Annotated in this window: 12 protein-coding genes; 11 read left to right on the forward strand and 1 reads right to left on the reverse strand. The window is 33.0% G+C overall.

From position 1 onward, the window contains the following. Positions 1-151: 151 nt before the first annotated feature. From citZ to mdh, 3 genes are all read left to right on the forward strand, one after another. Complete coding sequence (citZ, locus tag EP747_RS19940; protein ID WP_129691822.1) at positions 152-1,270, forward strand: citrate synthase; 1,119 nt, start codon at positions 152-154, stop codon at positions 1,268-1,270. 134 nt (positions 1,271-1,404) lie between these two features. Continuing rightward, the gene (icd, locus tag EP747_RS19945) at positions 1,405-2,685 is read left to right on the forward strand and encodes an NADP-dependent isocitrate dehydrogenase (protein ID WP_129691823.1); all 1,281 of its coding nucleotides are present in this window, start codon (positions 1,405-1,407) and stop codon (positions 2,683-2,685) included. Positions 2,686-2,721: 36 nt separating this feature from the next. Further along, the gene (gene mdh, locus EP747_RS19950) at positions 2,722-3,660 is read left to right on the forward strand and encodes a malate dehydrogenase (RefSeq protein WP_088013431.1); all 939 of its coding nucleotides are present in this window, start codon (positions 2,722-2,724) and stop codon (positions 3,658-3,660) included. A gap of 60 nt (positions 3,661-3,720) precedes the next feature. Here the strand turns inward: mdh and EP747_RS19955 are convergent, their stop codons facing one another. After that, positions 3,721-4,185, reverse strand: coding sequence for a phage tail protein (locus EP747_RS19955; protein ID WP_114346828.1), 465 nt, complete (start codon positions 4,183-4,185; stop codon positions 3,721-3,723). Between the two features lie 357 nt (positions 4,186-4,542). Here EP747_RS19955 and EP747_RS19960 point away from each other — a divergent pair, with 357 nt between their 5' ends. The 8 genes from EP747_RS19960 (at position 4,543) to coaE (ending at position 13,331) form a co-directional block, all read left to right on the forward strand. Beyond that, on the forward strand, positions 4,543-5,013 hold the full coding sequence (locus EP747_RS19960) for a MaoC/PaaZ C-terminal domain-containing protein (RefSeq protein ID WP_129691824.1): 471 nt from the start codon (positions 4,543-4,545) through the stop codon (positions 5,011-5,013). A 186-nt stretch (positions 5,014-5,199) separates the two neighbouring features. Continuing rightward, entirely contained in the window at positions 5,200-5,916 is a 717-nt protein-coding gene (locus tag EP747_RS19965) for a response regulator transcription factor (protein WP_129691825.1), read from the forward strand. Continuing rightward, positions 5,909-7,675, forward strand: coding sequence for a two-component system histidine kinase PnpS (gene pnpS / locus EP747_RS19970; protein ID WP_129691826.1), 1,767 nt, complete (start codon positions 5,909-5,911; stop codon positions 7,673-7,675). The genes EP747_RS19965 and pnpS overlap by 8 nt, the downstream gene beginning before the upstream one ends. Before the next feature lie 348 nt (positions 7,676-8,023). After that, positions 8,024-8,236 (forward strand): DUF4177 domain-containing protein, encoded by a 213-nt coding sequence (locus EP747_RS19975; protein WP_129691827.1) that lies wholly within the window; start codon positions 8,024-8,026, stop codon positions 8,234-8,236. A gap of 244 nt (positions 8,237-8,480) precedes the next feature. Beyond that, a complete protein-coding gene (gene polA, locus EP747_RS19980; RefSeq protein ID WP_129691828.1) occupies positions 8,481-11,105 on the forward strand; it encodes a DNA polymerase I in 2,625 nt (874 codons plus the stop codon). Positions 11,106-11,124: 19 nt separating this feature from the next. Next, entirely contained in the window at positions 11,125-11,958 is an 834-nt protein-coding gene (gene mutM, locus EP747_RS19985; RefSeq protein ID WP_129691829.1) for a DNA-formamidopyrimidine glycosylase, read from the forward strand. Between the two features lie 19 nt (positions 11,959-11,977). Next, positions 11,978-12,661 carry a sporulation membrane protein YtaF gene (ytaF, locus tag EP747_RS19990; protein WP_268895677.1) on the forward strand — a complete coding sequence of 228 codons (684 nt, stop codon included), beginning with the start codon at positions 11,978-11,980 and terminating at the stop codon, positions 12,659-12,661. A 76-nt stretch (positions 12,662-12,737) separates the two neighbouring features. Next, positions 12,738-13,331, forward strand: coding sequence for a dephospho-CoA kinase (gene coaE, locus EP747_RS19995; RefSeq protein WP_129691831.1), 594 nt, complete (start codon positions 12,738-12,740; stop codon positions 13,329-13,331). Positions 13,332-13,425: the final 94 nt, after the last annotated feature.

Genomic DNA, 13,425 nt, shown 5'->3' on the forward strand with positions numbered 1-13,425 from the left:
AATTGTTTTCATTCACAAAAGTCAGATTATTGTTTATAATAAATGATAGTAGGGTTCCTTTCTATGTATACTCGGTATTTTAAAAGAGTTATACCAGTATATGTATGTATTAAATACTAGGGAAATTTTTGCGTAAAGGAGAGAGGGGAATATGACAGTTAAAAGTGGTTTAGAGGGTGTTGTAGCAGCTACGACTTCTATAAGTTCTATTATTGATGATACATTAACGTATGTAGGTATCGGTATTGATGAATTAGCAGAATATGCAAGTTTTGAAGAAGTAGTATATTTATTATGGCATCGCAAGTTACCAAATAAGGATCAACTTAAAGAACTTACTTCTCAATTAGCAGATAATGCTGAGTTACCAGAAGAAGTTATTACTTACTTAAAATCAACTAACTTAAAAAATGTACATCCTATGACTGTATTACGTACAGTTATTTCAATGCTTGCATTGTATGACAAAAATGCTGAAGCAATGGACTCAGATTCAAATTATCTTAAAGCAATCCAACTTCAAGCTAAAATTTCAACATTTGTGGCAGCGTTTTCTCGAATTCGTCAGGGGCTTGAACCAGTCGCTCCTAATAAAGATTTATCATTCTCAGCTAACTTCTTATACATGCTAACAGGTGATAAACCTAATGAGATTGCAGAAGAAGCAATTAATAAAGCTTTAGTACTACATGCTGACCATGAATTAAATGCTTCAACATTTACTGCACGCGTTTGCGTAGCTACATTATCTGATATTTATTCAGGTATTACGGCTGCGATTGGAGCTTTAAAAGGTCCATTACACGGTGGCGCAAATGAAAGCGTTATGAAAATGTTAGCTGAAATCGGTGAAATTGAAAATGTTGAACCTTACATTCAAGAGAAAATGGATGCTAAAGCTAAAATTATGGGATTCGGACATCGCGTATACCGTGGTGGGGACCCACGTGCGAAACATTTAAAAGAAATGTCTCGTCAATTAGGTGCAATTACTGGAGAGTTAAAATGGTACACAATGTCTGAAAAAATTGAAGAGCTTGTTACAACTCAAAAGAATATTCCACCAAATGTTGATTTCTACTCTGCATCTGTTTATCACAGCTTAGGAATTGAACATGATTTATTTACTCCAATCTTTGCTATTAGCCGTATGTCTGGTTGGACTGCTCACATTTTAGAACAATATGAAAATAATCGTATTATTCGTCCGCGTGCAGATTATACAGGACCAGAGAAAAACTCTTACATTCCAATTGAAGAGCGTGCATAAAGAAGTAATTGAATACTTAAAATAGTATTTAATATTCGAATAATAGTGGTATAGTAAAGAGAGGAAGAGGAATCTTCCTCTCAAAAGCATGTATTTTAATGAATTTAATTTATTTATACAAGGGGGAGCATGTAATGCAAGCTGAAAAAATTACATTAGTAGACGGCCAATTAAACGTGCCAAACAATCCAATTATTCCTTTTATTGAAGGCGACGGTACAGGCCCAGATATTTGGGCAGCATCTTCACGTGTTTTAGATGCAGCTGTAGAAAAAGCATATAATGGTAATCGTAAAATTGAATGGAAAGAAGTTCTTGCTGGTGAAAAAGCATTTAATGCTACTGGTGAATGGTTACCTCAAGAAACTTTAAATTTAATTGAAGAGTACATGATCGCAATTAAAGGACCTTTAACAACTCCAGTTGGTGGTGGTATTCGTTCTTTAAACGTTGCACTACGTCAAGAATTAGATTTATTTGTGTGCTTACGTCCTGTACGTTACTTTGAAGGAGTACCTTCACCAGTTAAACGTCCAGAAGATACAGACATGGTAATTTTCCGTGAAAACACTGAAGATATCTATGCTGGTATCGAATATGAAAAAGGTTCTGAAGCAGTTCAAAAAGTTATTGAATTCTTACAAAAAGAAATGGGTGTTAATAAAATCCGTTTCCCAGAAACATCTGGTATCGGTATTAAACCAATTTCTGAAGAAGGTACAAAACGTCTTGTACGTGCAGCAATTAATTATGCAATTCAAGAAAACCGTAAATCTTTAACTTTAGTTCATAAAGGTAATATCATGAAATTTACTGAAGGTGCATTTAAGAACTGGGGTTATGAAGTTGCTGAGCAAGAGTTCGGTGATAAAGTATTTACATGGGCAGAATACGATCGCATTGTAGAAACAAGCGGTAAAGACGCTGCTAACAAAGCAATGGATGAAGCTGAAAAAGCTGGTAAAATCCTAGTAAAAGATAGCATTGCTGATATCTTCTTACAACAAATCTTAACTAGACCACGTGAGTTCGATGTAGTGGCTACAATGAACTTAAATGGTGACTATATTTCTGATGCGCTTGCTGCTCAAGTTGGTGGAATCGGTATCGCTCCTGGAGCAAATATCAATTACGAAACTGGACATGCTATTTTTGAAGCTACACATGGTACAGCACCTAAATACGCTGGATTAGATAAAGTAAACCCATCTTCAGTTATTCTTTCTGGAGTATTAATGCTTGAGCATATGGGCTGGAATGAAGCAGCTTCTATGATTCTTAAATCAATGGAAAAAACAATCGCTTCAAAAGTTGTTACTTATGACTTTGCTCGTCTAATGGATGGAGCTACTGAAGTAAAATGTTCTGAATTCGCAAACGAATTAATTTCAAATATGGAATCAGTTCTTGTATAATTAAATTGTGTTTGTAAACAAAAGGGAGGTATTTGTATGTCAATTCGTAGACGTAAAATTTCCGTAGTAGGTGCTGGATTTACTGGTGCTACAACAGCTTTCTTGCTTGCACAAAAAGAATTAGGGGATGTAGTAATAGTTGATATTCCACAACTAGAGAACCCTACTAAGGGCAAAGCCTTAGATATGCTTGAAGCAAGTCCAGTTCAAGGATTTGATGCTAACATTATTGGTACTAGTGATTATGCTGACACAGCTGATTCAGATGTAGTAGTAATCACAGCAGGTATCGCTCGTAAACCAGGTATGAGCCGTGATGATCTAGTATCAACTAACTCAAACATCATGAAAGCAGTTACTCGTGAAATCGTAAAATACTCTCCTAACTGTACAATTGTTGTTTTAACTAACCCAGTTGATGCAATGACTTATACAGTATACAAAGAAGCAGGTTTCCCTAAACACCGCGTTATTGGACAATCTGGAGTTCTTGACACAGCTCGTTTCAGAACGTTCGTAGCTCAAGAATTAAATTTATCCGTTAAAGATATTTCTGGATTTGTTTTAGGTGGTCACGGAGACGATATGGTACCATTAGTGCGTTATTCATATGCTGGTGGTATTCCATTAGAAAAATTAATTCCAAAAGATCGTTTAGATGCTATTGTTGAACGTACTCGTAAGGGTGGCGGAGAAATCGTTAATCTACTAGGGAACGGAAGTGCTTATTATGCACCTGCTGCATCTTTAGTAGAAATGGTTGAAGCTATACTTAAGGACCAACGTCGCGTGTTACCTACAATTGCTTATTTAGAAGGCGAATATGGTTACAGCGGTATTTACTTAGGAGTTCCTACAATTATTGGCGGAAACGGTATTGAACAAATTATCGAATTAGATTTGACTGCTGATGAAAAAACAGCATTAGATCGCTCAGTTGCAGCTGTCAAAAACGTTATGAACGTTTTAGCTTAAAAAGAAGACCCACAAGGTAGTTAGAATTTACCTTGTGGGTCTTTTCAGTTTTTTAAGCTTTTAATATTCACCTTTAATGACAAAATACGAGCCTCGAATCGTTCCAGCTAGTTTAGACTTCTGTCTAGCAAACTTAAATTTCTCTACTAACTCCATTGGTATTTCCATTCCGTCAGAAAGTTTAAACCCAACAGCTCGCTTCTTAGGATCATCAACCGTATACATAACGTTGACCGAAAGTCCATCCTCATAAAAGACGTAGGCAAATTTAATATTTTCCACTTGAAAACGAGAAGTTTCTAAAGGTTTAGCAGCGAATTCGATATCACGTTCTTCTTTCAAAATTCGGTGCACATAATCAAGTGTCTCCTGACTTTCACTAGCTGGTACAACCGTAAATTCATGTTTGTACTTGTTCATAAAATAACGAGCTTCATTTGCGCGTAAACCAGCAAGTGCATCTACTACAGGGGAAGACTCTAAACCAACCGTAGACACATTTTTAAAATCAACCGTATAGGACATTTCCATCTCTCCTTTTCACATAGCCGAATAATCTAAACATCTTATCTACTAAATTATACCAAAAACTTATGCTTCCGAAATGATGTTTCACGATATAAGTATGTACAAGTTCTTTATGCAACAAACCACTTGATTTTTATGTATGCTAAACGGATTTAAAAGTCAGTATGTATACGGAGTATTTAAATTACTTATTAAGGAGAAAGATAGAATTTTATCTTCCATAAGGGGGAAAATATGAATAGACGAAAATTAAAAATTTTTATAAGTTTTTTTATAAAAATTTTGCCGATTAAGAAGGAAATTTGCTGTTGTTTATCGAATTTTTAAAATATTAAGATAAACAGGGGGTTTAATATGTTAACTAAAAAAGCAAAAATCGGACGAAAACTTGAAGACATTTCAATTGGTGAAAAGTTAATTGTAACAGAACATATTGATGAAAAACATATTTACTTATACCTGGCTTTAACAGGCGATACAAACCCGTTATATACTCAATACAACTATGCTTCGCAAACAAAATATAATAAACCGATCGTTCCAAGTTTTATTATAAGCGGATTAGTCTCTGCAGCAGTAACAAAACATTTACCTGGCCCAGGAAGTCATATTATTAAAAAAGAACTTCAATTCGATCAACATATATATCACAATGAAACAATTTCAATTCATTTTGAAGTAGTCGAAATTAACTTAGAGCTAAATGAAGTATGTATTAATGTAAGCGTTTTAAATAAAACACAAACTGAAATTGCTAGTGGAAAACTGACAGTAATTCCACCAACGGTAAACCAATCGAATGCTCTACTATATGAAAATTTTTAACTTAAAGAATGTCAACTGACATTCTTTTTTGTTGTTTTACTTATGTATGAACTTTCCATCCATCTCCTAACTGCTTTTTACGTTTTACGTATGATAGAATTTTTAGTATGATTAAAAAGTAGATATAGATAAATAAAATAGGAAACAAATGGATGAGGGTTTAACACTGACCTGGAGGAATATGAAATGAACAATAAAATTCTTGTAGTAGACGATGAAGAGCATATCTTAACATTAATCAAATTTAACTTAGAACAGGCTGGCTTTCAAGTTGTTACAGCTACTGATGGTGAAGAAGGTTTACAAAAGGCTATAGAGGAAAAGCCAGAATTAATTGTTTTAGATTTAATGCTACCTAAAAAAGATGGTATGGAAGTATGTAAAGAATTAAGACTTCAAAGAAATACTACTCCAATTTTAATGGTTACAGCAAAAGATGATGAATTTGATAAAGTGTTAGGGCTTGAACTTGGTGCAGATGATTACATGACAAAACCATTTAGTCCAAGAGAAGTCGTAGCAAGAGTTAAAGCTATTTTAAGAAGATCTAAAATTACTGAGACTCCAGTACAAGCAAACGACGACGCTGACACTTTAATAATAGCTGATTTGAAAATCTTACCTGAGTACTATGAAGCATATTTCCAAGGTGAAAAACTAGAGTTAACTCCTAAGGAATTTGAGTTATTATTATATTTAACGAAAAATAAAGGTAGAGTATTAACTCGAGATCAATTATTAAGTGCCGTTTGGAATTATGATTTTGCTGGAGACACTCGAATTGTCGATGTTCATATTAGCCATTTAAGAGAAAAAATTGAACTAGACTCGAAAAAACCAATTTATATAAAAACAATTCGTGGATTAGGATATAAATTAGAGGAACCAAGAATAAATGAGTAATCTAAATCGAAAATTGCTCTATGGATTTTCTGCAATAATAATCGTTATTCTTGTAATATTAGGAATCGTTCTAGGGCAAATATTTAAATCCTTTTATCTGACAAACTATGATCAAAGAATTGAGAAAGAGACTAACTTAATTGCCTCGATCATGGAGTCAAATACACCATTAACTAAGAATATATCTAATCAAACGTTAAAAAAGATATCAAAGGATTTAAATATCGATATTATATTATTTGATGATCATTATAATCTAATCGCTAAATCTAGCAATGAGAATGTGGAATTGAATATATCATCAAAGAATTTAAAAGATTATTTAGAACGACTTGATAAAGTAGAGAGTGCAGCTAAATTTACCGAAAAAGATTCTGCAGCTAAATATTATGGCAAGAAAATAACAGATAAACATGGCAATAAACAATTTTTGATAGTTGATTATTCAACTAAGTCGATCAAAGAAGTTTACCGTAGTATTTGGATGTTATTATTTTCATTATTAGGTTTTGTTTTATTTGCCATCATAATTTTACTGATACGATACTCGCATCAATTTTCAAAACCAATTGAAGATATTACACAAGTTGCAATTGAATTATCCAAAGGGAATTATAAAGCTAGAACATTAACCGAAAGTAATGAATCTACAACAATGTTAAGTCAAGCAATGAATGTACTTGCAAAAAATCTACAAGAAATGACTAGTCAACAAGAAATGCAGCAAGATCGATTAAACACATTGATCCATAATATTGGTAGCGGGGTTGTTTTAATTAATAGTAGAGGTCATGTAAACCTAATTAATAAAACATATCGAGAAACGTTCAAAGTTGACTCGAGAAGTATATTGGGTGAGCTTTATTATGATGCATTTAAACATAAAGAAGTCATTGAAATTGTGGAAGAAATTTTTCTAAAAGAAATAAAAGTTCGAAAGCAAATCATTCTGCCATTATCAATTGAAAGAAAACATTTTGAAATATATGGTGCACCAATCATTGGGATAAATCACGAGTGGAAAGGAATCGTTCTTGTTTTCCATGACATAAGTGAATTAAAGAAATTAGAACAAGTCCGAAAAGACTTTTTTGCAAATGTATCTCACGAGCTTAAAACGCCAATTACATCTATTAAAGGTTTTACTGAAACTCTTCTAGATGGGGCAATGGAAAATGATGAGTTATGTAAAAACTTCTTATCGATTATTTTAACGGAAAGTGATCGTATGCAGACACTTATTCAAGATTTGTTAGACCTTTCAAAAATTGAGCAACAGAATTTTAAATTGGATCTTGCAGAAGTATCCGCAAAACAAGTTATTGAAGATGTACAGCAAATGCTTAATCAAAAAGCAGAAGAGAAAAATATAGACTTCAAACTATACTTGAATAGTCCTTTAGTTGTATATGCTGATGCGTTAAGATTAAAACAAGTAATTATTAATTTAGTGGATAACGCAATTCACTATACTCCAGCTGGTGGCAAAGTATTTATTACTGCCTCCGAAACAGATGACCATATTGTATTAAGGGTAAATGACACTGGAGTTGGAATTGGAAAAGAAGAAATATCTCGTATTTTCGAACGTTTTTACAGAGTAGATAAAGCAAGAAGTAGGAACTCTGGAGGGACAGGCCTAGGACTAGCGATCGTAAAGCATCTTGTCGAAGCTCATAAAGGAAAAATCGACGTTGAAAGTAAACTAGGACATGGGACATCATTCATTGTAACATTAAATAAAAATATTTCGATGTGACATTTACAATGATTTTACATTGTATTTATTAATAATTAATAAAAAATTGTTATAGTTATGATGAAAACCCCTTCATCCAAGGAGTTATCTTAAACCGGGAGTAGCTATACTTCCGGGATTTTTTATACTTAAAACTGTTTTATTTTTTCTTTAAGGTGTCCATACTAGTGGATACCTTTTTTTATTGCACTTTAAGAAAGTATAAATTGGCAGCGAGGAATCGTATTAGAAGTGATAGCCAATTTTAGGAATAAAGTATAAGTGCAACTACGCTTCTACCTAAAAGGCTAGTCAGTCGACGAGTTTTCTTTATTTGTTCTTATTACTTTTATAATTTTTGGGGAAATTATGAGTGTTGAATCATACATCGAAGGGTGGATACAGATGTACGAATACGAATTTGTAAAAGTTAACACTAAATCATCTAATCGTCATTATTATGATGTAGTTGGGAACTATGCTAAAAGTGGCTGGCGCCTTCATCAAGTAGTAAACAATCAGCAAGCAATAGAAGGTTCATGTGTTGAACTAATTTTTGAGCGAGAAATCGACTTGAATTAATTACAGAGGTAGTCTTACGATTCAATCTTAAAAGTCATAATTATTCAACTTTAATCTAAAAGTGAATAAAAACTTTTAATATGCCTGAATCAAGGACGACCTCTTTTTCTTTTATGAATAGTTCATGTTAAAATGTTAAGAGCAAGGAAATGAGGAAACGATTAATTTTTTGAAAAGTAAAAAGTATGAAATAAAAATTATACATAAAAAGATAGTGAGATTTGTAATAGGAAGGGGATCTATTTTGAAGAAGAAATTGGTTTTAATTGATGGGAATAGTATTGCCTATAGAGCTTTTTTTGCATTGCCACTTTTGAGTAATGATAAAGGTGTACATACGAATGCAATTTATGGATTTACAATGATGTTAATGAAAATTCTTGAAGACGAAAAACCGAGTCATATGCTTGTTGCATTTGATGCAGGGAAAACAACATTTAGACATAGTACATTTAAAGAATATAAAGGTGGAAGGCAAAAGACCCCACCAGAGTTAAGTGAACAGTTTCCACTTGTTCGTCAGCTATTAGATACGTACGGAATTGCACGTTATGAATTAGAGAATTATGAAGCGGATGACATTATTGGTACACTAGCTGGTCAAGCCTCTAAAGACGAATATGAAGTAAAGGTCATTTCAGGTGATCGAGATTTATTACAGCTAGTTGATGACCGTATTACAGTAAGTATGACCAAAAAGGGTATTACTGAAGTTGAAGAATTTACTCCTGCAGCGATTCATGAAAAGTATGAGATTACACCTGATCAAATTATTGATATGAAAGGATTAATGGGTGATAAATCTGATAATATTCCTGGTGTCCCAGGTATTGGGGAAAAGACTGCAATTAAACTTTTAAAACAGTTTCAAACTGTAGAAGGCCTTTATGAAAATATAGGGGAAGTAAGTGGAGCAAAGCTTCTTCAAAATTTAAGTGAAAATAAAGAACAAGCCTTAATGAGTAAACAATTAGCAACAATTAATAAAAACTCACCAATTGAATTAACTGTAAATGACACAACGCTTCCGGAAGCTGATACGAATAAAGTAGCGGAATTTTTTAAATCTCTTGGATTTACATCATTGTTAGCTAAATTGGACATCAAAGAATCGATTGAAGAGCTTGAAGAGATTAACTATGAAGTACTAGATTCAATTGAGGAGAAACATTTAGCTAATCATTCAAGCCTAATCGTTGAAATGATTGGAGAAAATTATCATACAGAAGAAATTCAAGGGTTTGGGCTTTCAAATGAAAAAGGTCATTTCTTTATTCCAACAGCTGTTGGGTTAGAGTCAGATCTATTTAAAAAATGGCTTGAGGATGAGCGTGTTAATAAGAATGTATATGATGCAAAAGGTGCTTATGTTGCACTGAAGTGGAGAGGAATTAATTTAAATGGTGTTAATTTCGATCCGTTACTTGCTTCATATATATATGACCCTGCCCAGTCTAATAAAGAATTTGCTGATATAGTAAATGGTAAAATAGATTTTTCAATTCAAACTGCCGAATCGATTTATGGTAAAGGTGCAAAGCAAACTAAACCATCAGATGAGGTTTTATCTGAATTTATTGTTCGTAAAACAATTGCAATTAGTAAACTAAAAGAAACATTAGAAGAATCATTGCGGAAAAATAGTCAATTTGAACTACTAACAGAATTAGAATTACCATTAACTTTTATTTTAGGTGATATGGAATTTGAAGGAGTAACAGTTAGAGAAGAGACTCTTCGTACGATGGGTTCAGAACTAGCTAATACGTTAAAAGAGCTTGAAGAGACTATTTATGAGTTAGCCGGTGAAAAATTCAATATTAATTCACCAAAGCAATTAGGTGTTATATTATTTGAAAAGTTAAATTTACCATCTGGTAAAAAAACAAAAACTGGTTACTCCACTTCTGCTGATGTCCTTGAAAAATTAGAGGCAGAACATGAAATCATTCGGTTAATTCTTCACTATCGTCAAGTTGGGAAATTAAATTCTACTTATGTAGAAGGTTTATTAAAAGTGATAAATGAATCAGATTCCAAGGTTCATACACGATTTAATCAAGTATTAGCACAAACTGGTCGCTTAAGCTCAATTGATCCTAACCTGCAAAACATTCCTATTCGTTTAGAAGAAGGTAGAAAAATTAGAAAAGCTTTTGTCGCATCTAAAAAAGACTGGCTGATCTTTGCTGCTGATTATTCTCAAATTGAATTAAGGGTATTGGCTCATATAGCACAAGATGATAATTTAATGGATGCATTTAAAAATGACTTTGATGTTCATACAAAGACTGCAATGGATGTTTTCCATGTACGTGCTGATGAAGTAACAAGTAATATGAGAAGACAAGCAAAAGCTGTTAACTTTGGGATTGTATATGGAATTAGTGATTATGGATTGTCACAAGGATTAGGTATTACAAGAAAAGAAGCGGCTATATTTATTGAAAAGTACTTTGCTAGTTTTCCAAAAGTAAAAGATTATATGTCAGATATTGTTCAAAAGGCTAAACTAGAAGGATTTGTAAGTACAATCTTAAATAGACGTCGTTATATTCCTGAAATTTCAAGCTCTAATTTTAATATTCGTGGATTTGCTGAAAGAACAGCGATGAATACCCCAATCCAAGGTAGTGCTGCGGATATTATTAAAAAGGCTATGATTTTACTAGATGAGCGTCTTAAATCAGAAAAACTTCAGGCAAAATTAATTTTACAAGTACATGATGAATTAATATTAGAAGCTCCAAAAGAAGAATTAGCAATTTTAGAAAAAATCGTACCAGAAGTAATGGAACATGCAGTCGAGCTAGTAGTGCCATTAAAGGTTGATTATAATTTTGGGGATTCTTGGTTTGAAGCAAAATAAATAGATAGGGTGACTTTATATGCCTGAATTACCAGAAGTTGAAACGGTCAGACGAACTTTACTGGATTTAATAGTTGGGAAAACAATCTCAACAGTAATCGTTTCATGGGGGAAAATAATAAAGAAACCTAATGAAGTAGATGAGTTTCAGATTTTACTAAAAGGTCAAACAGTAGAAAATATTAATCGTCGAGGTAAGTTTCTACTATTTCAATTAAGTGATTTTACACTTGTTTCGCATTTAAGAATGGAAGGGAAATTTCGCGTGTTCCCAGCGGAAGAACCTGTAGCACCTCATACTCATGTTCGATTCCTATTTGAAGATGGAACAGAACTTCGGTATCAAGATGTTCGTAAATTTGGCACAATGCATTTATTTAATAAAGGTGAGGAGAATGAGGGACCTCCACTTGCTAAATTAGGCCCAGAGCCATTTTCCGATGAGTTTACTGCTGATTATTTAAGAATAAAGCTTAAAAATACAAACCGAAAGATTAAAGTCGTTTTATTAGATCAGGAATTAGTAGTTGGTTTAGGCAATATTTATGTTGATGAAGTTTTGTTTAGAGCTAAGATTCATCCGGAAACACCTGCATCATCATTAAAGCCTAAACAAATAAAAATACTTGCCGAATCCATTACAGCAACTTTACAAGAGGCTGTGGATTTAGGTGGAAGCACAATTCGTTCTTATGTAAATTCACAAGGGCAAATAGGAACTTTTCAAGATATCATTAAAGTATATGGCAGAAAGGGTTTAGAGTGTCATAATTGCGGCAAACCAATAGAAAAAATAAAAGTTGGTGGCAGAGGTACTTCTTTTTGCCCGGTCTGTCAGCCTAAAAAAAATTAACATAAGGTTCCTTTCTTTCATACTATATCAAGAGTACGAAAGAGAGGAGCCTATTTTTATGGTAAATATGCTATCATTAATACTACTAGCATGCGCACTAAGTTTAGATAGTTGCAGTGTTGGATTTACTTATGGACTTCGAAAAGTAAAAATTCCTTTAAAATCAATCATTACAATTGCATCTTGTTCAGGGATCATATTAATGACATCCATGGGGATTGGGCATGCAATTACAGACTTTTTTTCACCAATAATCGCAAAAAGAATCGGGGGATTTGTACTTGTATGTATAGGATTATGGGTACTTTTTCAATTTTACCGATCAAATAAAGGATCAAATATAGAAGAAAAGAATGAGATAGAAGAAAAAGGGATTGACTGGGAATTTGAAATTCTAGGTGTAGTCGTAAAGATTTTAAAGAAGCCTACAACTGCTGATATAGATCGTTCAGGTAGTATTAATGGACTGGAAGCAATGTTACTTGGGTTTGCACTTTCACTTGATGCCTTTGGGGCTGGTATAGGTGCATCATTACTTGGATTTTCTCCACTATTGACGGCAATCGTAACATCTACTGCAAGTGCTTTATTCTTATTATTTGGTATGAAATTAGGAAATGTGTTATCGAAAACATTGTGGCTTCAAAAGTTAACCTTTTTACCAGGTGTTTTTTTAATATTAATTGGATTAATGAAGATGTAATAAAAATAATGAAAGAGTGTATCCGAATGGATTTATTCCATTTGGTCCTCTTTATCTAGTGTAAGGAGAATAAAAGATGGGTAAAATTTTTGGACTAACTGGTAGCATTGCAAGTGGAAAAAGTACGGTCTCAAATTTCTTAAAGGAATTAAATGTTCCAATTGTTGATGCAGACGTAATTGCAAAAGAAGTGGTTGAAATTGGACAACCTGCTTATAAAAAAATCGTTGAAGCTTTCGGAAGTGAGATTCTTTTAGATTCTGGTGAAATTAATCGACCATTTCTCGGAAGTATTATTTTTAATAATAAAGAAAAGCGCTTACAACTGAATGAAATAGTACATCCGGAAGTCAGACGTGAAATGAAAGAACAAGCTGATCGATACATAAAACAAGGTGAACCACTTGTTATTTTAGATATTCCTCTTTTATATGAGGGTAACTCAATTGAATTGGTGGAAAAAGTGATTGTAGTGACAGTGTCGGAAGAAAATCAACTAAAGCGTTTGATGAATCGTAATGGTTTAACGAAAGAGGATGCACTTTTACGTATTGCATCTCAAATACCTGTTAAAGAAAAAGCAGCACGAGCTGACTATGTAATAAATAACAATGGTGACTTTGAGGATACAAAAAGACAAGTTAAAGACCTATTAAATAAAATTATTTAATAAAATAATGTAAATAGTTTAACCAAAATCCAACTTATGTGTTATACTAATTGCAGGGAGATAATAAACAGTATAACTTAATTGGGGGTTTACT

The sequence above is a fragment of the Gottfriedia acidiceleris genome, from assembly GCF_004138285.1.
GTDB lineage: Bacteria > Bacillota > Bacilli > Bacillales > Bacillaceae_G > Gottfriedia > Gottfriedia acidiceleris_A.

What these genes read in the sequence shown, in the direction of transcription:
- citZ (WP_129691822.1), top strand. Translation starts at nt 152, where the DNA reads ATGACAGTTAAAAGTGGTTTAGAGGGTGTTGTAGCAGCTACGACTTCT.
- icd (WP_129691823.1), top strand. Translation starts at nt 1,405, where the DNA reads ATGCAAGCTGAAAAAATTACATTAGTAGACGGCCAATTAAACGTGCCA.
- mdh (WP_088013431.1), top strand. Translation starts at nt 2,722, where the DNA reads ATGTCAATTCGTAGACGTAAAATTTCCGTAGTAGGTGCTGGATTTACT.
- EP747_RS19955 (WP_114346828.1), bottom strand. Translation starts at nt 4,185, where the DNA reads ATGTCCTATACGGTTGATTTTAAAAATGTGTCTACGGTTGGTTTAGAG.
- EP747_RS19960 (WP_129691824.1), top strand. Translation starts at nt 4,543, where the DNA reads ATGTTAACTAAAAAAGCAAAAATCGGACGAAAACTTGAAGACATTTCA.
- EP747_RS19965 (WP_129691825.1), top strand. Translation starts at nt 5,200, where the DNA reads ATGAACAATAAAATTCTTGTAGTAGACGATGAAGAGCATATCTTAACA.
- pnpS (WP_129691826.1), top strand. Translation starts at nt 5,909, where the DNA reads ATGAGTAATCTAAATCGAAAATTGCTCTATGGATTTTCTGCAATAATA.
- EP747_RS19975 (WP_129691827.1), top strand. Translation starts at nt 8,024, where the DNA reads ATGAGTGTTGAATCATACATCGAAGGGTGGATACAGATGTACGAATAC.
- mutM (WP_129691829.1), top strand. Translation starts at nt 11,125, where the DNA reads ATGCCTGAATTACCAGAAGTTGAAACGGTCAGACGAACTTTACTGGAT.
- coaE (WP_129691831.1), top strand. Translation starts at nt 12,738, where the DNA reads ATGGGTAAAATTTTTGGACTAACTGGTAGCATTGCAAGTGGAAAAAGT.